This is a genomic window from Microcoleus sp. T3_D1, from assembly GCF_036700405.1.
Classification (GTDB): domain Bacteria; phylum Cyanobacteriota; class Cyanobacteriia; order Cyanobacteriales; family Microcoleaceae; genus Microcoleus.
The window spans coordinates 1-20,514 of the sequence record NZ_JAUBOV010000104.1; the positions used below are offsets into that span (position 1 = coordinate 1).

12 protein-coding genes and 1 pseudogene are annotated in these 20,514 nt (G+C 46.5%); 3 read left to right on the forward strand and 10 right to left on the reverse strand.

Annotated elements, in window-relative coordinates:
• Positions 1 to 109 precede the first annotated feature (109 nt).
• From QT992_RS29880 to QT992_RS29920, 8 genes are all read right to left on the reverse strand, one after another.
• A complete protein-coding gene (locus QT992_RS29880) occupies positions 110 to 568 on the reverse strand; it encodes a phosphate-starvation-inducible PsiE family protein (protein WP_333143950.1) in 459 nt (152 codons plus the stop codon).
• Positions 569 to 1,092: 524 nt separating this feature from the next.
• The gene (locus tag QT992_RS29885) at positions 1,093 to 1,401 is read right to left on the reverse strand and encodes an RNA recognition motif domain-containing protein (protein ID WP_015179102.1); all 309 of its coding nucleotides are present in this window, start codon (positions 1,399 to 1,401) and stop codon (positions 1,093 to 1,095) included.
• Positions 1,402 to 2,001: 600 nt separating this feature from the next.
• A complete protein-coding gene (locus QT992_RS29890) occupies positions 2,002 to 4,185 on the reverse strand; it encodes a nitrate reductase (RefSeq protein WP_333341701.1) in 2,184 nt (727 codons plus the stop codon).
• A gap of 499 nt (positions 4,186 to 4,684) precedes the next feature.
• Complete coding sequence (locus QT992_RS29895) at positions 4,685 to 6,325, reverse strand: nitrate ABC transporter ATP-binding protein (RefSeq protein ID WP_333321838.1); 1,641 nt, start codon at positions 6,323 to 6,325, stop codon at positions 4,685 to 4,687.
• Positions 6,326 to 6,429: 104 nt separating this feature from the next.
• Entirely contained in the window at positions 6,430 to 8,454 is a 2,025-nt protein-coding gene (locus QT992_RS29900) for a nitrate ABC transporter ATP-binding protein (RefSeq protein ID WP_333321839.1), read from the reverse strand.
• A gap of 221 nt (positions 8,455 to 8,675) precedes the next feature.
• The gene (gene ntrB / locus QT992_RS29905; protein WP_333321841.1) at positions 8,676 to 9,545 is read right to left on the reverse strand and encodes a nitrate ABC transporter permease; all 870 of its coding nucleotides are present in this window, start codon (positions 9,543 to 9,545) and stop codon (positions 8,676 to 8,678) included.
• Between the two features lie 166 nt (positions 9,546 to 9,711).
• A complete protein-coding gene (locus tag QT992_RS29910; protein WP_333321843.1) occupies positions 9,712 to 11,043 on the reverse strand; it encodes a CmpA/NrtA family ABC transporter substrate-binding protein in 1,332 nt (443 codons plus the stop codon).
• Between the two features lie 91 nt (positions 11,044 to 11,134).
• Positions 11,135 to 13,021, reverse strand: a complete 1,887-nt coding sequence (locus QT992_RS29920; RefSeq protein ID WP_445305381.1) for a ferredoxin--nitrite reductase — start codon at positions 13,019 to 13,021, stop codon at positions 11,135 to 11,137.
• Positions 13,022 to 13,632: 611 nt separating this feature from the next.
• Between QT992_RS29920 and QT992_RS29925 the strand changes: the two genes are divergently transcribed.
• The 3 genes from QT992_RS29925 to QT992_RS29935 are packed head-to-tail and all read left to right on the forward strand — an operon-like array spanning position 13,633 to position 15,685.
• A complete protein-coding gene (locus tag QT992_RS29925) occupies positions 13,633 to 13,872 on the forward strand; it encodes a hypothetical protein (protein WP_333143942.1) in 240 nt (79 codons plus the stop codon).
• Positions 13,873 to 13,923: 51 nt separating this feature from the next.
• Positions 13,924 to 14,541: an IS607 family transposase gene (locus tag QT992_RS29930; RefSeq protein WP_333321845.1), complete on the forward strand. Its 618-nt coding sequence runs from the start codon at positions 13,924 to 13,926 to the stop codon at positions 14,539 to 14,541.
• Positions 14,480 to 15,685, forward strand: a complete 1,206-nt coding sequence (locus tag QT992_RS29935) for a transposase (protein ID WP_333321847.1) — start codon at positions 14,480 to 14,482, stop codon at positions 15,683 to 15,685. The genes QT992_RS29930 and QT992_RS29935 overlap by 62 nt, the downstream gene beginning before the upstream one ends.
• Before the next feature lie 1,005 nt (positions 15,686 to 16,690).
• Here QT992_RS29935 and ltrA read toward each other — a convergent pair.
• Both ltrA and QT992_RS29945 read right to left on the reverse strand, forming a co-directional pair.
• Positions 16,691 to 18,412: a group II intron reverse transcriptase/maturase gene (ltrA, locus tag QT992_RS29940; RefSeq protein WP_445251188.1), complete on the reverse strand. Its 1,722-nt coding sequence runs from the start codon at positions 18,410 to 18,412 to the stop codon at positions 16,691 to 16,693.
• Positions 18,413 to 19,178: 766 nt separating this feature from the next.
• Positions 19,179 to 20,322 (reverse strand): annotated as a pseudogene (locus QT992_RS29945) (ISAs1 family transposase).
• Positions 20,323 to 20,514 lie beyond the last annotated feature (192 nt).

Sequence of the window (20,514 nt, forward strand, 5' to 3'; positions counted from 1 at the left end):
CTCGCACTGTAAATGCAAAACTGAGATGCTCCCCATCCCACAAACTTGTGGAAGTTATTTAATTCTCATTCCTTAGTTATTAAAAATTCGCACTTCTCAATTCCCGATATTAATCTTTTCCTCTATTTGTGGCTCGCACTATCAAGTAGCTGATGGAAAGCGCGAAAATTGCAGTCGCCAAACCAATCAAGTCGGCTGCGGTTTTCTTTTCCAGGTCAAGAATGATTATTTTTCGAGATACTGCTATCAAAGAAGTTACAATAACTAGCTCTACTTGAATTACGTGCTTTTTCAGATAAGCTGTAATATTTTCCAAGATTTCCAGAGCAATTAAAACATTTAAAAATAACCCAAATATCACAAACAACGTGTCTTTTAACAAATTATCAGTGTGGTTTACCAATTCTTTTGCTAAAAAAATCAGCAAATCGCAAACGCTGAGGAGAATTACCCAAATCATCGCCAGTGATAAAATTTTAGATATTACTACTTCTACACTTTCTGTAAAATGCAGAAAATTTTCATCACTACTTGACTTGGAAATTTGCCTAAATATTTTTTTCAGCATAAAAGTGATTTAGTCTTCATTCTTAATGATTCTGTCATTGTTCGGTACAGTTTGCAAGCGCAAAACTTTGTGATTGCCTGGTTTTACGGCGGCAATCGGTTGCTGGGAAAAGGCGGCTCTCTTTGCCCGTTATATTTCAATACGGTTCAGTTAAGCCCGATCCCCCCTTAGCTTGCCCCCTACTCCCCCTTAAGAAGGGGGGGACAAGAACTTACTCTTGCGTCCCCCTTAAGAAGGGGGATGCGAGGGGGATCTCGCCCGGAATAAACAGTTTTAACCCAAGCGTATTGCGTTATATTTTATAGTTTTTCGTGTCAGCGAGGAATCGATCGCACGCGATCGAACTCCTGCTTAATAATTTTTGCCATAAAAAAACCTCAAACTATTGTCTAGCAATATTTTGAGGCTTTTAATGCGCGGTGCTACCACTGAACTAACTATCTATTCTCAACAGAGAATGATAGTTGACTCCCAGCTTGCTCCGACGCAATATACAAGATAGCTAAAAACTTAGCTCGGGTGGTTTAGTAGCGACGAGAATTGCCACCGCGATCGTTGTTACCCCAGTTACCGCCGCCACTAGGACGTTCTTCACGGGGTTTTGCCTTATTGACCTTGAGGTCGCGACCCATCCACTCAGCACCGTCAAGAGCCTCAATGGCTGCGGCTTCTTCGGCTTCTGTAGACATTTCTACAAAAGCGAAACCCCGCATCCGACCTGTTTCCCGGTCAGCAGGCAACTGAACGCGCTTTACTGTACCGTACTCTCCAAAAGTTTGGTTGAGGTGCTCCTGCGTTACTTCGTAGGATAAATTGCCGACATAGATTGACATTGAACATTCTCCAGAATCAGAGTGTGTAGAGATTTAAATCCGGAGGAACGCCGATCGAACGAACTGTACTGCCGAAAATAAAGCCTTGTAAAACGATTATAGCACCTATAGGTGCAAACTGCAATTGTCTGACTCGATTAATTAAAAAGAAGGCAGAAACCATTCGCCCGAAGACATTCTCCCGAAGGAAAAACCCCCAATCAAGAATGGAAAAACTCAAAATAAATAAATTTCATTTTCCTTGTTTCCGAGCTCTGGCGGGGAAACGCAGTTTTTAGGCTGCGTAATGGCATAACCATTTTAGCTTTTAGATCTGGGATTTGGGATTTAAGATTTATGCGTAGGGTATGTCCGGGTTCAAAATTGCTCGATCGAGAGAGGTTCTTACCCCAAAAACGGATACCAGCCCCGGACTCCTGTCGGGAAGAGTGCAAAATTTTAGACTCTTGTTCAAACTCCCAGATTCATCTTTGGAGTAAATCTCAAATAGTTCCACGCTCGCGCTCGCCGAACGTCAACCGCGTTCCTCCCCATGTCGATCGCCCGCGGCTTCCCGCTCGTTCTTCGGTGATCTGTAACATCCCGTAGTTGGACGGCAGATCAAGAAGTGACGGCGAGGGGGGATTTTGGCCAATTAAATTCCTCAACTTCTGATCCAACTTCCGCCGCAGTTTCTGCCCCAACCTGCACCAACTGCACCGCACAAGCTTTTAACTCTGGCTGTTTGGAATCTGGACAGCTTGCAGCATGAGTCATGGCATTGGCTTCAGCGCCTTGGGCCCACAGAGAACCCCAGTGCATCGGTACAAATAGCGTACCTGGGGCGATCGCCTTTGTGACTTTGGCCGGAAACTGCGCCTTGCCGCGGCGCGATCGAACTTCCAGCAAATCCCCCTCCTTAATCTGCAATTTGGCAGCATCGCGGGGGTGAATTTCCAAAAACGGATCGGGGTGCAATTGATTAATTTTCTCTGTTCTACCCGTCCGCGTCATCGTGTGCCAGTGTCCGTAAAGTCTCCCTGTCGTCAACACAAACGGATAATTTGGATCGGGAGGTTCTGCCAGTCCCCGCGAGTGATAGGCCGAAAATCTCGCCCGCGCGTCAGGAGTGTGAAAACGCCTGTCTGTATACAGCCGTTTCGCTTCGTTAGCTGGATGCACAGGCTCGTTTTCCCGGCAAGGCCACTGCTGCGGCCCTTCTTGGCGGATGTATTCGTGGCTGAGGCCGGTCATATCGCAAGGTTGGCCCCGCGTCAACTGTGCGTACTCTGTAAAAACCTCCGCACTGTTCTCGAAAGCAAAGTGTTCAGCAAAACCCAACCGGCGGCCGACTTCAGCGAAAATGCTCCAGTCGTCGCGGGCTTCCCCGGAGGGAGTGTCGAAACCGGGACAAAAGGTAACGCGGCGTTCGGAATTCGTCATTACTCCAGTTTTTTCGCTCCACTGCGTTGCCGGCAGCAGGATGTGAGCGTAGGCCGAGGTTTCAGTGGGATAGTAAGCTTCTTGATAAATAGTAAAGGGCGATCGCAGCAAAGCGGCTTTAGTGCGTTCCAAATCCGGCATACTCACCACCGGATTGGTAGCTGCAATCCACAGCAACTCGACTTCGCCAGTTTCCAAACCGGTAATCATCTCCCAAGCTGTGCGGCCCGGATTCGGGGAAATGCTTCCCGGTGCGATTCCCCAAAACTCCTCGACTTGGGTTCTGTGTTCGGCATTTTTCACAAAACGGTAGCCTGGGAGCAAGTGAGACAGTCCTCCGGCTTCCCGCCCTCCCATCGCGTTTGGCTGGCCGGTGAGGGAAAACGGGCCGCATCCCGGTTTGCCGATTTTACCGGTCATCAAGTGCAAATTAATCAGCGATCGCACCTTTGCCGTGCCTTCCGACGACTGATTTATTCCCATCGACCACAGAGACAAAACGCGCTGCGACTGTTCCCAGTAGTTTGCCGCCGTTTCTAACTCGCCCACAGTAATGCCGCAGCGCGAGGCTACAAACTCCGGCGTGTAGCTGCTAATAACCTCAGCAAAAGCTGAAAAATTCGCCGTGCATTCTTCTATAAACTCTGAATCTATTGCTTGCCTGCGTAACAGCAAATATGCAATTCCGTTAAGCAAATCTATATCCGTACCCGGTTTAATTGCTAAGTGCAAATCCGCCGCTTCAGCAGTCGGAGTCCGCCTTGGATCTACCACAATCATCTTGACATGGGGATGCTTTTTGTGGTACTTAGCTAATCGATTGAATACGATCGGATGGCATTCCGCTGTATTGCTGCCGATAATAAAAGCGCAATCTGTTAATTCTAAATCGTCGTAACAGCAAGGCGGCCCGTCCGAGCCAAAGCTTTGAACGTATCCAGAGACTGCTGAAGACATACACAAGCGAGAATTAGCATCAAAATTATTAGTACCCAGACAACCTTTCATTAGTTTCTGGGCAATATAATAATCTTCTGTTGCGAATTGACCCGAACCGTAAACGCACAAAGCATCGGGGCCGCTGGTGCTGCGAATTGTTTGGATGCGGTGAACAATTGCATCGAGAGCTTCGTCCCAGCTAGCGCGGCGGAACGGTTGGTCGAGAGTATCTCGCATCATTGGATACAGTAGCCGATCGCTCCGAATCGACTCTGCTACGGTTGCTCCCTTAATACAAACCATGCCCTGACTCGATGGGTGGTTGCGATCGCCCCGCACTTTCCAACTTTGTTTTTTGTCGGGAACCACTTCTAGGCCGCAACCTACACCGCAGTATGGGCAAAGAGTTTTTATAGTTTCCATCTGGTGATTTTAGATGCTAATTTTTGAAAGCTAATGCGTAATTGGTAATTCGTTATTATATAGCAATCCTAAATCATTGGTGTAATTCTTGTAGGGGCAATCCCCCCGTGGTTGCCCCATGAGGCCGGGGTAGGCACTCTTAGCACTACCCCTACATCTTTTTACGACTCCTTTAGGATCGCTATAGTCGGAACTGAGGGTTCCTGCAAATAACGTGAGAATAATTACTAACTTACCGCAAAAATGCTTCACAGAAACGGACAATACCCTGATTTAAAATTACCCGCTATCTTACTAAAAATCCTGCTCGCTCTCGCTTGTAGTCACTTCTGGCTACTACTAAATATTCCTAAAACAGAGGAAATTCCCACCTAACTTTTGTCACCCCCAAGGATGGGGGCTAGGAGGAATTATTGCATAACTCAAACAGCGCGCAGGTACTACTTTTGACCTACTTGTTGATAGCAAGGTGAGATTTAGTGCGGGAGTATTATGTCGCCTACTTCCCTGATTTTACTTCAAATACGCCACCGTTGGTGGGGCTAAAAGTTACTTGGAACTCAGCAGTTTTTTCAGCGCCTGCTGCGGCACCGGCAGGAGTTTGCAAAACCGGCAGAGGAGTTTCTTTGACGAAATCTTTAGCTGCTTTATTTGTGGGATCGAACTGTAGGATATCGCCGTTTTCTTTTACTTTGACCCGATAAGTCAAGCTTTCGGTAAATGTCGGAGTTGTTCTCCATGTTTGGTCGATTTGTGCATACAACTGCTTTCCGATCGCATCGAGTTCGGCTTTGTCAGAAATCTCTGATGTGGCGCTGGTTGCTGCATTGGGCGCGACGGCGCTGTTAGCAGCAGCAATGGGTGCAGGACTTGCAGCAGCATCGATGGGTGCTGGGCTAGCGGCAGCGATGGGTGCAGGACTTGCATTCGGTGCAGGACTTGCATTCGGTGCGATCGAACTTGCTGCAATTTGCGGGCTGGGGGGAGAACTCACAACCGCAGTCGTAGCCTGCGGTGCAGTTTCTTCTAGTTTCGCTTCCTTTAGCTGGCTGGAAATAGCAGATATATTGACGGCCGCTAAAGTAACCATTGCTACGAACCACGAGGCTGCCAGGATGCCGCGTTTGATCGGCGAAGCTTCTGGGGGTTCGGCAGCGTGAGACACAAAACGTACAGGTGCGAGCGGCCTGTCAGCAACCGCAGGCTTTTTGCTAGCAGGTAATGGCATCGGTAGCGCGACGGCTTCTGTCTCCGAGTCCGTTTCTTCACCTTCTTCGTGGTGGGCGTAGCGAGAAAACAGGAACTCCAAAGCAAAGTTACGCAGTTCGTAGTATTTCGGGTCTTCCATAATCCGCGCCCGGTTGCGGGGACGGCTGAACGGAATGTGCATATCTTCGCCGATGGAAGCTGCAGGCCCGTTGGTCATCATCACGATGCGATCGGCCAAAAACAAAGCCTCATCAATATCGTGAGTAATCATAATGACGGTAATTTTTTCCTTCCGCCAAATTTTCAGCAATTCTTCCTGCAACTCTTCTCTGGTAATCGGGTCTAGAGCTCCGAAAGGTTCGTCCAAAATCAACAGTTTGGGACGAGTTGCCAGAGCTCTGGCGATCGCCACCCGCTGTTTCATCCCCCCGGACAATTGGCCCGGTCTTTTGTTACAAGCTTCGGTCAGCCCCACTAATTCCAAGTGTTCCTTGACGATGGTATTGTGTTCGTCGGCAGACTTTTCCGGGTAAACATTTTCAACGCCGAGGTGAATATTTTCAGTAGCAGTCAGCCACGGTAGCAGCGAGTAGTTTTGAAACACCACCATGCGATCGGGGCCTGGTTCAGTAATCTGCGAACCTTCCAGGGCTACTTCTCCGTTTGTCGGCCCGTTGAATCCCGCAATCATATTCAGCAAAGTTGATTTGCCGCAGCCTGAGTGACCGATCAAACAAATAAATTCGCCTTCATTAATAGTCAGGTTTACACCGTCGAGAACGACGTAAGGGCCTTTAGGAGTTTCGTAGACTTTCGATACGTCTTTAATAGTAAGAAAGTCTTGCTTCTGCGTTTGAATTTGGGTTGTTTGGGGGGTTTTTAGAGTTTGCATATTTTCAGGATTTGGATTTTGGGTTGAGGAATTAGACATGACAGCTTGGGATTGATAATTTGAAATTATGGAGTTAGGAAGGGGGAAATGTGGAGTCTTGTTTCCTGATTTCTTGCTCCTCATTCCCTCTTCCTATTTGCTGGTTATGCTGGCAGTTTGATGGAACATTGACTGCCTATTTGTTCAATTAAAATTTCTTCAATGCGGACGCTGCGTTTGATTTTGACATTCTGAAGATAGTGGATCGGGTCGTCGAGATTAAACACAGTGCCGTCAAATAGCTCGATCGTCCGGCGATCTCTGGCAATATCCGGCAAACCCAATTCGCGCACTGCTTGACCGAAAACATCGGGCCGCAAAACTCGATCGACCACTTCCACCCAGTTTTTCGGGAACGGGATCAGTCCCCAGCGAGCCATCTGCGCCATCACCCACACCATTTCTAGGCGGTCTGGAAAATTGGTTTTGTCAACAGAGAACTGGTTGAAGTTGTAGAGCATTTCGGGTTCTGCCTCCGTACCGGAGTTGTACGGATCGATGAACCCCGGACGGATGTCTTTCGGATCGGCGCCGATGTATTGTTCTTGGCTAATCAATCCTAGGACTTCTTCGCGGTTGCGGCGGTCATCGCAGTATTCGCAGGCTTCCAAAAGCGCTTTGACGAGGGCGAGGTGGGTTTGAGGATATTTCTGAGCCCAATCTTCGGTAACACCGAGAACTTTTTCGATGTGTCCGGGCAGAATATCGAGGGAACGGGCCATGACAAAACCCGTACCGCTGTTGACTGCGTGGGAGTTCCAGGGGTCGCCCGAGCAGTAGCCGTCAATGTTGCCTGCTTTTAAATTCGATACCATCTGCGGGGGCGGAATCACGGTCAAGCCCACATCGAGGTCGGGGTCGATGCCACCGGCGGCGAGCCAGTAGCGGAACAGCAGATTGTGCATGGAGGCGGAGTGTACCATGCCCAAGGTGTGAACTTTATCCGGAGTCTTGGCGATCGCAGCTTTGAAATCCTCTAATGTCCGAATGCCTTGTCTGTAAAGGTCTTTGCTGAAAACAATCGAATTGCCGTTGCGAGACAGCGTGAGGGCGCTACAGACGGGTACAGGGGCTTCACCGTCGAGCCCCAACAGCATACCGATCGGCATTCCTGCGACCATTTGCGCCGCGTCCAGCCGTCCTTCGGCGACTCCTTTGGCGATCGCTTTCCAGCTAGGTTCGCGGCTGAGAGTGACTTCTTCCAAGCCGTGCGCTTTGAAGAATCCTTTTTCTTTGGCTACTACTAAGGGGGCGCAGTCGGTGAGGGGAATAAAGCCGATGTCCAGGTTGATTTTTTCCAGGCCGTTGCGGGCGATGACAGGCGGTTGTTGTTTGGCCCTGCGCTGTTTGACCCGCTTTTGCTGGTTGAGGAAGTAAACCATTTCGTTACGCAGCGCGTAGTAACTCGGATGGTTGACAACTTCCATGCGCTTGCGGGGGCGGGGAATGTTCACTTCGAGGATTTGCCCGATTTGCGCTTCCGGGCCGTTGGTGAGCATTACAATGCGATCGCTCAGTAATAAAGCCTCATCCACGTCGTGAGTTACCATCACGCTGGTGACTTTACTTTCTTCGCAAATTTTCATCAACTGGTCTTGCAAACCGCCGCGAGTTAAAGCATCAAGGGCGCCGAAGGGTTCGTCTAGCAGCAGCAATTTCGGGCGAATTGCTAGGGCGCGGGCGATCGCAACTCTTTGTTTCATCCCCCCAGAAATTTCGCCTGGGCGTTTGTCGGCGGCGTGTCCGAGTCCGACCAATTTAATGTGGTGTTCGATCACCAACTCGCGATCTTCTTGAGAGTTACCGCTGTAAATTTCATTTACTGCTAGGGCGATATTTTCGCGCACCGTCAGCCAAGGTAGCAGCGAGTAATTTTGAAACACCACCATTCTGTCCGGGCCTGGATCGCGGACTTCGCGTCCTTCTAAAGTAATCCCGCCCTGACTTGCTTTGTCGAGGCCGGCGATGATATTTAGCAGCGTAGATTTGCCGCAGCCAGAGTGCCCAATTAAGGTGATGAATTCTCCTTTTTTAATTTTCAGTTCGATATTTTTAAGAGCAATGTATTGCTCTCCATTGGGCAAGTTAAATACGCGGTCAACGTGGTCTACTTCAACAAATACTGACATGGCTCTTTTAGGTTAGTTGGTATTTTCTAGATGCTAATTATTAATTGGAAATTGGGCATTGGGCATTGGGCATTGGGCATTGGGCATTGGCCCGCCCAGGGCATTAGCCCGCCCAGGGCATTAATTTACAACTAATTTCTAGCAGTTTGTAGTTGGCAACCATTCCCCATTCCCCATTCGCCATGCCCGATGCCCGATGCCCGATGCCCCATTCCCAAATCCTATTTCTGTTCTTCTGGAACAACTTTGGAAGCGATGAAACCAACGATTCTGTCTAAAATCAAACCGACGATTCCTACATAAAGCACTGCTAGAATCACTGCACTGAGTCGAGAACTGTTGTAAGCGTCCCAGATGAAGAAGCCGATACCGACGCCGCCGACTAACATTTCCGCAGCGACGATCGCCAGCCAAGACAAACCGATTCCAATTCTCAAGCCAGTGAAGATGTAAGGAACAGAAGAGGGAAGCAGGATTTTCCAGAAGTATTTTTGGTTTGGTAGGCGCAATACGCGGGCGACGTTTCTGTAGTCTTGGGGTATTTGTTGAACGCCTACTGTGGTGTTAATTAGAATCGGCCAAATTGCTGTAATTAAGATTACGAAAAGTGCAGAAACTTCGTTAGCTTTCACCCCCATGCCTTCAAAGGGATTGAACTGTTGAAATACAGCCAGGGCGATCGGCAGCCAAGCCAGGGGCGGGATAGTTCTGAATACTTGAAACAGCGGGTCTAAAGCATCGAACATTAGGGAGTTTGTGCCGATCAGGATTCCCAAACTGATGCCGAGAACTGCTGCCAAAGTAAAGCCGATCGCCACCCGCTGCAAGCTAGCAAAAATTTGCCAGAACAAGCCTTTGTCTGTACCGCCGTTGTCGAAGAACGGATTGATAATCAGATTCCAGGTTTCTTGGACAGCTTTGATTGGCCCCGGCAAGCTGGACTCTGGACTGTTGCAGAGGATTTGCCAGATTATGAGCAGAACTGTAATTGCTACCAGCGGGCGGATGATTTTTCGGCGGTTTTTTTGAACATGATCCAGAACTAAATTTACGGGATTTTTGCTTTTAGTAACAGCGATGTTTGTTGCCATTTTTCTTTTTGCAGTATTGTGAATAATCGATTATTTCTAGATACTTTGAACAGAGTTCACCAGGTTTGGCCCGTCGATCGAACCCTCCGTTTCACTCTGTCCAACACCATCACTTTTAGGGGTTTGTCAACTGTTAACCGTCAACTGTTAACCGTCAACCAACTAATTAGGCTTTTTTGATTGCCAGACCCTTCAGATATTCTTCTGGTTTTTCTGGGTCAAACTTCACCCCGTCAAAGAAGGTTTCGACACCGCGAGAAGTGGTAGTAGGAATTTGGGCGGCGGGGACGCCAAGTGTTGTCGCTGCTGCTTTCCAAATATCTTCGCGGTTAACTTTATCAACGGTTGCTTTGATGTCGGTAGTTGCCGGGATATAACCCCAGCGAATATTTTCAGCTAAGAACCAAGCATCGTGACTCTTGTAGGGATAAGAAGCATTATCAGCCCAGAATTTCATCGCCACAGGGCTGGCAGCTTCTATGCGGCCGGTACCGTAGTCAATTTGACCTTTAGAGCGACTGATAATATCTGCTACTGGAACTTTTAACCACTTATCTTGAGAGATGATTTGGCACATCTCATCGTGATTTTCTGCCTTGTCGCACCACTGCTGGGCTTCCAGTACGGCCATTGTTATTGCTTTAGCAGCTTTGGGGTTTTTCTCAACCCAATCTCCTCTTAAAGCTAAAGCTTTTTCTGGGTGGTCTTTCCAAAGTTCTCCGGTTACTAAGGCGGTGTATCCTACCTTTTGAGTAACTAGCTGAGCATTCCAAGGTTCGCCGACGCAAAAGGCTTCCATGCTGCCAGATTTCATGTTCGCTACCATTTGGGGCGGCGGTATGGGAATCACGGAAACATCTGTATCTGGATTAATACCGCCGGCTGCCAGCCAGTAGCGCATCCACAAGTCGTGAGTACCGCCGGGAAAAGTTATAGCAACAGGAACGTTTTGGCCAAAAGCTGCTTTCAGCGGTGCGCTGTCTGTACCTACTTTTAAATCTAGGTATTTTTTGCTGAGCGAAATTGCCTGACCGTTAGTATTTAACCGCGCCAGAATGTTCATCGGCACTGGCTGATTGCCTTTGGTAATAGTGCCTAATGTCATGTGGTAAGGCATCGGGGATAAAATGTGGGCCCCGTCAATGCCGCCTTTGTCGGAACCGAGTTCTAAGTTGTCGCGAGTAACTGGCCAAGATGCTTGTTTGGTAACTTGTACGTCTTTCATGCCGTACTTGGCAAATAACCCTTTTTCTTGGGCGATGATTAAGGGTGCTGCGTCGGTGAGGGCGATGAATCCGAGTTTGGCTGCGGTAACTTCTGGGGCGTCGGCGGGATTGATGTTGACTGCTGGGGCGGCGGTGGGTGATGCGCCGCCGGCTGCGGGGCTGGCACCTGGGTTAGATGTGGTGGAACTGGAACTGCAACCGTGGGCTAGGAGGGTGCCGGCTGCTGTTGCTCCAGCGGTGATGATGAATTTTCTTCTAGAAAGGTTGCTCATTTGTCTTGAATTGTTGTTGTACTTTGAGATGGTGGAAATGTGAGATGTGAGATTGATTCGCGACCTTCGCATCGCATCTCACATTATGAGATTAGGCGTCGATCGTCACTCTGCCGAGAGCCCGCGCGCTGCAAGCTAAAATGAACCCTGGTTCTAAGCCGGCGGCCGCTTCGGGGTGGCTGTCGTAGGCGGCAATATTACCTTCTAGGAGTTGCTGCTTGCAAGTGCCACAAACTCCCTTTCGGCAATCGCTGTCAAGTTCGACTCCGGCCCGTTCGGCAACGTCGAGAATGTACTCATCTTCGCTGCAAGCAACTTCTTTGCCCGATCGAGCGAAAATGACAGTAGATGTCTGAGGTTTGGGTGCTTGGGCTGCCGCTTCGCCCTCCTCAACCGTCAATTGCAGTTGCCGCTGCAGCACAGCTACATCCCCTGTAATCTGTTTGGGAACTGCCCCAAACTGCTCGACTAACAGTTGATACAGCAGCGGTTTGAGGTCTTCGCAAGCGATGCCTTTTTGGACGCAAGCACCCAAATGAGCGTCTTTGCCAACTGTGCCTCCCATGTAAATGTCTACACCTTCGAGGGTTTTGCCGTTCTTGCGAACTTTTGTTCCCATCAAACCAATGTCTGCTACCTGGGGTTGACCGCAGGAATTGGGGCAACCTGTCCAGTGAATTCTGACAGGTTTGGGAAGTGACAGTTCGACATCGAGTTCCTCAATCATTGCCACGGCGCGGCTTTTGGTTTCGATGAGGGCGAAGTTGCAAAACTTGGCGCCGGTGCAGGAAACCAAGGCTCGCATCAGCGGTGCGGGCTCGATGGAAAAACGCTGCAACAGCGGTTCTTTGACCAGCGATTCAATCCGCGAGTCGGGAACGTTGGGAATAATCACGTTTTCTTCGACAGTGAGCCTGAGCTCGCCGCTGCCGTAAACCTCGGCAATTCTGGCCAAATCGAACAAATCCGATGCCTGCAGCCGTCCGACTGGAACGTGCAGCCCTACATAGTTGAGCCCTGATTGTTTTTGGGGGTAGATGCCGATGTGGTCGCGTTTTTCCCAGACGATTTCATCTTTGAGGGCGGCGGCGGGCAAAGTGCGACCTAATTCTTGTTCGACTTCGGCTCGGAATTGTGCGATTCCGAGTTCGTCAATCAGCCACATCAGCCGCGATTTTTGGCGGTTTGCTCTTGGGCCTCGATCGCGAAACACAGTTAAAATTGCTTTGCACAAATCTACAACGTCGCTGGGACTTGCCCATGCGTTGAGAGGAATTGCAGCTTCGCAGCGTTTGGCGGAGAAGAAACCGCCGACTAAAACGTTAAAGCCGATGTTGCCGTCTTTGTAAGCGGGTACGAAGGCGATGTCGTTGATTTCTGCGTGGACTGAGTTGTCGCGGCAGCCTGCGATCGCAATATTAAACTTTCTCGGCAAATTTGAAAACGCGGGGTTGCCTTCGCCGCTGTTCGTAATCATGTCTTGGACTTGGTTCGCCAGTTCCCGCGTATCTATCAGTTCGTCGGCGTCGAGCCCTGCGACTGGGGAACCCGTGATGTTACGCACGTTGTCCATGCCAGACTGGATGCTGGTCATGCCCGCTTCTTTGAGGCGGCGGAAGATGTCGGGTACGTCTTCGATGCGAATTCCGCGCAATTGCAGGTTTTGTCTGGTGGTGATGTCGGCGCTGCCGTCGTCGCCGTAGCGTTGGAGGATTTCTGCTAGCGTTCTGGTTTGATTGCTAGTAATAATGCCGTTGGGCAAGCGCAGCCGCATCATGAATTTGCCGGGAGTTACTGGCCGAAAGAAGATGCCGAGCCATTTGAGGCGGTGCTCGCGATCTGTTTCGTTCATTGCTTCCCAGCCGATTGCGGCGAAGTGGTCGAGTTCGGCTGTTAATGCTAAGCCATCTTTTTCGGCTTTGAGTTTTTCAAACTTGTTCAGGCTCGCTTGGGCTTTGGGTTCTACTGTTTGGGTCATCGGTTTACCCTCGCTGCTGGCTTGTGTGGGGAGGTATTGACTTGGAGCATAAAGTGTGTCTTTCCTGCTAACCTTAGTGAGTGTATGGATTTAAAACTGTATATTTAGTTACTAGAACGAATTTCTTTTAAGCATGGTTGGTCTTCTGTAAACTTGAGCTTGACTGGGCGCTGGCTCGAACGTGGCCAAACTATTTATGGTTATAGTTGCTACCGATGATTCGGTCGATCGCTCTGTTTCGATGCACCTTTGTTATGAGCTAATGTAAAGCCCCCGATTGTAAATATTCGTATCTATTTTTACAAAATATTGAGTTTTATGAATATTTCGCATACTGCCGATGCGTTTTATACATGGCAAATGGGTAAAGAGACCCCCAAAACCGAAAAATCTCTCTAAATCTTTAGATTTAGGAGGGGAGAGGGGGATATGGGAATATCTAAGATTAATTTTGTGACTGCGATCGCAGACTTAGAACGAGATCGTCACAACATTAGAGGGTCGCTGTCACACAGTTTGCCTCAAAACATCACATTGTGTGCTATGCCAGCGTCACTCTTGATTTTTGGAGAACGAGAGATTATATAAGTATCGAATTCAGGGAACGTCTCATGTTTTTAGTTCAACTTATCCCCGGCGCTATTTCCGAAATGCTTGCCTCTGTTACGGAGACGGGTTGTTTGACTTTAGCCGATCGCTACGGCTTGATGGCCGCTGTTTTGGACGACTCTCTCGATGATGAATACAGACATTCGATCAACCGCCTGCTGCGTTCTGTGATTAAGGGAAGAGTCAAGATAGTCAACGAACTGTCGTCGCAAAGTAAACGATTTCTTAGAAATTCTTTGTAAATCATTGTAAAACCTTATATTCTCTATTGAGAACAAAAATCCCACCTAGCGATGACCAGATATGTCACACCGCCAGAAGCTTGCAAAATCCTGCAAGTCTCAGACAAAACCCTTAGAAACTGGGAACTTGCCGACAAAATATCAGCAATCAGAACCCCCTCCAACCAGCGACGCTACGACATCGACAGCGTTCTCGGAACCGGACACGACCGAATTACAGCCATCTACGCCAGAGTCAGCAGCTACAAACAACGAGAAGACCTCGACAGACAAGTTAGCTACCTCCAAAGCCTCTATCCGCAAGCTAAAGTCTTCAAAGACATCGGAGGCGGACTCAGTTTCAAAAGAAAAGCGCTGCTTGCCCTTCTGGGACAAGTCATGTCAGGAGATATCTCAACAGTTGTGGTGGGACACCAAGACAGACTCCCAAGGTTTGGTGGAGATATCATCAAATGGATCTGCGAACAAAACAATTGCCAACTCATGGTTCTCAGTAGAAACGAGTTGTCTCCAGAACGAGAAATGGTTGAAGATATCCTTGCCATCATCCACGTCTTTAGTTGCCGACTCTACGGCTTGCGAAAATACAAATCTGCTATCAAAGAAGATTCGAGTTTACCCGGAAACCAAGCTAGCAGCCAAATGGAGGACTTGGATTGCAGCAAGTAGATGGTGTTACAACCAAGCAATTGCTATCCTTAAAGACGAAAGAATTGGCAAGTATGACTTAAGAAAAAAGGTAATGGGCTTGGCTCCCACCTGGGTTTCCGAGCAACCTTACAATCCGCGACAAATGGCAGTTTTTCAAGCTTTTGAAGCACACAAGGCAGCTAAAAAGACAAAAGGAACGGCAAAATTCAGAAGCCGTTTTGATACATCTGAGACTATCCGGTTTCAAACATCTAACTGGAAGTTTGGAACTTTTTACCCGCTTTCTACTAAGGGACTAACCTTTAAAGCATCGGAACCTATCACAGAGGTAATGCAACACGAACCAACACTCAGCTTGATTAACAGGCAATGGTTTATCTGCTATGCAATTGATGTACCAAAAATCAAGCCGATTGATAGCGATTTGGTTATCGCTTTAGATCCTGGTGTTAGAACTTTCCTTACTGGTTTTGACGGCAGCGGCTTTGTCGAAATAGGAAAAAACGATATCGGTCGCATCTATCGGCTAGCAAGACATCTAGACAAATTGATGTCCCGTATTGGGCTAAATAAAGGAAGGGAATTCAAGCGACTGAGGTATTGCCTGCGAAAATCAGCAGCAAAAATTAGAATCAAAATCAAAAACTTAGTCAATGAATTGCATAAAAAAGCTGCAAAATATTTGACAGGTAAGTACAAGTTAATTTTCTTGCCAACCTTTGAGACACAACAAATGGTCAAGAAAGGTAAGCGCTCTTTAGCAACTAAAACAGCTAGGGCGATGGTCACTTTAAGTCATTATCGTTTCAAGCAAATGTTGAAGCATCAAGCCACTAAACATGGTGGTGTTGTAGTAGACGTAACAGAAGAGTACACATCAAAAACCTGCTCAAAGTGTGGACAGGTCCATACTAAATTAGGCGGGTCTAAAGTCTTTAAATGTCCAGAGTGCGGACACACCCTGGACAGAGACAAAAACGGTGCTTTCAATATTTTGTTGAAAGCTTTGAGAGATACCTCCTTGATGGGAGAGCTTGCTGCTTTCTCTATCTTGCCATACACGGTTATTCCTGGCGAGCGTCCGGGATTTACCGGGTTAAATGTATCTGTCGGCGATATATTAACAGGATTTAAAAATTTGATTGATTTATGCAGCGCATAAGAGTGCAGAAACCACCGGCCGAGTTAGAAGGAACCCGCGATGCCTGCAGCGGATGTAGAACCGGAAGTTGATTGGGTGTGCTAAAAACCTGCGATCGTTCTTGCCGTATGATTTTTGTTGACTATCCAATTCTCGCTTGGTGCGGCACTTAGAGAAAAAGTGGTGATATCAATTCCGGTTGCACCGGAATTATTGTTGACTGTTGACTGTTGACTGTTGACTGTTGACTGTTGACTGTTAACTGTCAGTCGAAAAACTCAATGATAGTTGAGTATTGACTGTTGATTCGATTTTACAATTCCGATGGTAGCGGAGTTGATATGATTCATGAGAGCCTGTTGGGTGGAACGCTTATGGTAATATTAGTAAAATTGTTATGCGCGATCGGCAGTTGAGGAGTTGGAGGAATGAAGCCATCGCAACCAAGGTAATTATAATTATTAGACATCTCCAGCAAAGCCTGTCTTGAACAGGCAGGATGCCTGTTCCACAATAATTATTAGAGAGGTATATTGAACAGGGCTGGCGATGAAAGACAATTTATGAAAATTATTAATCAAACAATCGAATTATTAATAGAATGTGGCCTCGGCCTCTACAACATCACGCCCCCTATTGTCAAAATTAATTGGTAATTGATAAAAAATCAATTAAGTCGATCGGCAGGAAAAAATAATAATATCTTGTAGAGGCGGGTACCGCCTATATCTCGACTAGCAGGCAGTTTATTGCTGTTCTCAACCGCCCAAACCCGGTAGTCGGTTTATTTGCACCTACAGGAATTATGCAGCCCCACTATAATACTGTGTCTGCGTACAGGGGGAACGCATCTTATTGAACACTGTTCATCAGTGGTGAGTATATTTTGAGATAAATTCACCATTCAAAGAAGCTACAGTTAGAGTCGATAGAGGCGTTGCCACCTCTACCTCTCCTTCAGAACCGGACGTGAGACTTTCACCTCATCCGGCTCCTTGATAATACCATCCTTGTTATGGATACGATTTAAGACACGCTATCGGTTTTGACACCTTCTTTATCGTGTATTGACCCATCTGTTGCTGTCTTTGCGTCGTGGCAGTGTTTATGCAGAAGTTGCAGGTTGTCGTAGGTATCTCTTCCACCTAATGATGTCGGTTTAATATGGTCAACTTCTACAACATCTGTACTGGTAAAGTACAAACCACAGTGAGAACAAATACCCTTTTGACGCTTGATTAATGATGCAACCCTGTTAGGAGTTCCTGGGTATTCACCTCTACGCTTGCTCCAATAAGTCCAGTTTCCATCAAACGGACTAGCAACACCCTTTACTTTGATATGCCTTACGATTGGCGTATCTGAGTGCTGTGTTAGTTCTATTCCGTTCTCGGTACTAAAACACCAATTGCGGTCGCCTACTGTTCGCCAGTATTTATCCTTATTGATGTTCCCTTTTCCCCTCGTTCTTGCCCAGGCTCTTAACTTGTCATAAGTTAAATGGTCAACCTTGTTAAAGGTTTTCTTACTTACAACTGTCGAATAATAGTTTGACCATCCCCTAATTATCGGATTGAGCTTGCAAATTAAGGCAGCTTGAGGGGCGGTTTTATGGGTATCTATTACTTCGGCAATTTTGGCTAGATGAGCCTTAACCTTGGCTTTTGAAGGGGTGATTAATGTATTAAAACCTAGCTTAAAGTGTCCATTTGATGCTGCACGGTAGTTACCTACCTCATGCTGCTGTACATGGAACCCTAGAAACTCAAACCCAACATTTCCATCTAATTTGTTAAGGGTGTGGGTTAATTTTGTCTTGCTTGATTTTAATTCCAATCCCATGTCATACAACCATTCTGCAATTATCTCCTGACATTTCTTGACTACGTTTAAATCCTCATGGATTATCACGAAGTCATCAGCGTAACGGATTAGGCTAAGGGCATAACGGTTATCCCGTTTGTATCCTTTTAGTGTTTCCGCGTACTGTTTTATTCTTTCTTCCATCCCATGTAGGGCAATGTTCGCAAGTAAGGGAGAAATTACCCCGCCTTGTGGAGTACCATCATTAGTAGGAAATAATTCATGTCCTACACAGTAACCTGCTTTGAGCCATACCTTCAATTGGCGGCTCATTGTGGGGTATGTGTGTATTTTGGAGAGTAACGTTCTATGGTCTATACGGTCAAAGCATTTGGCAATATCAGCATCTAGCACATATTTGGCTTTTTTACTAATACTGTCGAATATTGCTCCAATCGCATCGTGACAGGAACGCCCTGGTCGAAAACCGTATGAGTTTGGCTCGAATTTTGCCTCCCACTCAGGTTCTAGCGCTAGTTTAACTAACGCTTGCAGTGCGCGGTCGTTGATTGTGGGTATTCCTAATGGTCTTGTTTCCGTTGTTCCGGGTTTGGGAATATTAACCCTACGAGTGGGTTTTGCCTTGCCTTCCAACTTTAACTTACCAACAAGGTTAATACGTTGCTTTGGGGTCAGCGATTTAACGCCATCCACACCAGCCGTATTTTTTCCTTTGTTATCTTGTGTTACCCTTCGTACCGCAATACATTTTGCAGACCAAGACCTAATCAGGGTCTTCTGAAGTTTGCGAACTGCTTTAACATCACCACGTTCACTCGCTTGGAATATTCGCTTTTGCAACTTAAAAGTCACCCTTTCTAGCTGGCGCCAGTTGATGTCTTTCCACTCCACCGTCTGATTGTTCAGCGTTTTAGATTTATTCATTGCTAGTTGTTTTATTCCTTTGGAATTACCGTGTATCTGTCAGCATATCTCTACCATTACAGTAGAGCCTTTCGCTTCTGATACAATCCCTCCCTTAATTACCGTTCGTTAGCTACTTACTGGTTATCGACCTTACCAGAGATAATCAAGGGTTACTTCGTTCCGAATACACATTGTTAGAGTCTTTAGCTGTGATGCTTTCCACCGGGTTTAATGGGCGGTGCTTATAAGTCGGAGTGTCAAACGCTTATGCCCTATCCTTGCCTTTTGGCTTGGTGTTAATCAGTCTTTACCGTATTTTTCAGCGGGTTTATCCTTGATTTAGCCATTACACCATTTACAATTACGATGGTTCAGACACATCTTTGCTTTCGCTACGCATGGACTCTTGCTCGACAATTACCAAATTTGGCTTTCAGTATTTTTATCTTTTATCCCCGCTTTAGCCTATTGGTTGCTACCCAATAAACTAGGGGATATGCTTTCACTCCTGCACTTGGAGGATAGGACTTGGGCAATACCCTCACCTATATGTGTAGTCAGTTATCACCAGTTTCATCAACTGGGTTAACCATCCCATAAGGGGTTTTTTAATCCCTATTTTAGGTTAAACGAATCGCACGACACGCTTTGTAATGACTTTAGTAAGAAAACAGTAACTGATTAATGGTGGTTTTTACGCTTGTGCTAATTTTGAGACAATAAAACTATTACAACCACTGTTGACAAGTTGTATAATAGTTAGTAATGAGTTATTCGTGAGAATTTAGTTAACTGCAACAGCGAGGATTTTAGTCAAATAGTCATCATCCCACCCGGCTCGAAGTCGCTTATTTTTTGCTCCACTTTTTGAAGTTTTCTCTTGATTCAAAAGATTGAGCGAGATGTGTCTAATCATAGCAAAATTTTGGGGAGCATTATCTTTTCTAATCCGACACTCATCTTCACGAAAACCCACATCTAATACCCAATGTAAAGAATTTTCAATTCCCCAATGGCTCCGGACTGATTTACCAAATTTTTGAGCATCATTTGGTAAACTACTAATGTAATAACGAGTTTCAATAGTTGTTTTTCCCTTCACTATTCTCACGGATTCTATCATACCTATACTCTGAAATTTCTCCCATTGATTGTCGGGGTCAATTAGCTCTTTGATGTCACTGAGCATTAAGTGATGTCGAATTTCTGAGCGACCGTGATTACTCTCTTTATTTGTCGAATAAGCTGTATGTGTAAAACCCGAAAATCCTTGTCTAATTGCTTGTTTAAACAACTCTTCTACTCGGGCATACAGGGATGGTTGGTTCTTTTTTAAGGTGATTACATAATCTCCTTTTTGTTCGACAATTGACTTCACAATTGACCTCTGACAGCCCATAGCATCAATGGTGACAATGCTTCCATTCAATTCTAATACTTTGAGTAAAGCCGGATGGGGCTGTGATTTCATTAGACGTTTTATCAACCTTAACTTGTCCTAAAACTAATCTTTGACTCGTCGCCCAAGCACTGACCATATGAATTGCTTTTTTATCTCCTCCCCGTGAGTAAGAATGGCGAAGAGTTTTGCCATCAATTGCGATTACTTCTCCAGGATTGAAGCAACTAATAGATTGAATCCAACTCAAAAAACATTTCTGAAATTGCTCCGGTTTGAGGCGAGAAAATACTCGCGCAATTGTGTCATGTGAAGGGATGCCATTCGGCAATTCTAAAATTTTCTTTAACCATTCGTATTTAGCTCGCCCGTAACTTTCAATATCCACCCATGTATCAGCACCGCAAATCACGGCACAAATTGAGATGGTGATAATGTCAATTAATTGATGATGTTTTGTCCGCTCAATTCTGGGATCTTCTAAGTCGGCAAAATGGTCGGCGATGGTGATTTTAGGTTTAAGTTTCATACAGGTAAACCCTAATTAAATGTTTTGTAGTTACTCAATAATTCTTCTCCAGTATAAGCTGTTCAGCATCTAAAACGCATATTGTATGGTATACTATGATAATTTTCCGATAAAGTCAATGCCTACTAAAAACTTCCTCAGTTCAGAAACAAAGGAAACTCTGCAACAAGCATTAAAAGACCATGAGCATCC

Bases quoted from the DNA above. Each gene is read 5' to 3' on its own strand.
- QT992_RS29890 (WP_333341701.1), bottom strand. From the start codon at position 4,185: ATGGAAACTATAAAAACTCTTTGCCCATACTGCGGTGTAGGTTGCGGC.
- QT992_RS29880 (WP_333143950.1), bottom strand. From the start codon at position 568: ATGCTGAAAAAAATATTTAGGCAAATTTCCAAGTCAAGTAGTGATGAA.
- QT992_RS29930 (WP_333321845.1), top strand. From the start codon at position 13,924: ATGACCAGATATGTCACACCGCCAGAAGCTTGCAAAATCCTGCAAGTC.
- ntrB (WP_333321841.1), bottom strand. From the start codon at position 9,545: ATGGCAACAAACATCGCTGTTACTAAAAGCAAAAATCCCGTAAATTTA.
- QT992_RS29885 (WP_015179102.1), bottom strand. From the start codon at position 1,401: ATGTCAATCTATGTCGGCAATTTATCCTACGAAGTAACGCAGGAGCAC.
- QT992_RS29910 (WP_333321843.1), bottom strand. From the start codon at position 11,043: ATGAGCAACCTTTCTAGAAGAAAATTCATCATCACCGCTGGAGCAACA.
- QT992_RS29925 (WP_333143942.1), top strand. From the start codon at position 13,633: ATGTTTTTAGTTCAACTTATCCCCGGCGCTATTTCCGAAATGCTTGCC.
- QT992_RS29895 (WP_333321838.1), bottom strand. From the start codon at position 6,325: ATGTCTAATTCCTCAACCCAAAATCCAAATCCTGAAAATATGCAAACT.
- QT992_RS29900 (WP_333321839.1), bottom strand. From the start codon at position 8,454: ATGTCAGTATTTGTTGAAGTAGACCACGTTGACCGCGTATTTAACTTG.
- ltrA (WP_445251188.1), bottom strand. From the start codon at position 18,412: ATGAATAAATCTAAAACGCTGAACAATCAGACGGTGGAGTGGAAAGAC.
- QT992_RS29920 (WP_445305381.1), bottom strand. From the start codon at position 13,021: ATGACCCAAACAGTAGAACCCAAAGCCCAAGCGAGCCTGAACAAGTTT.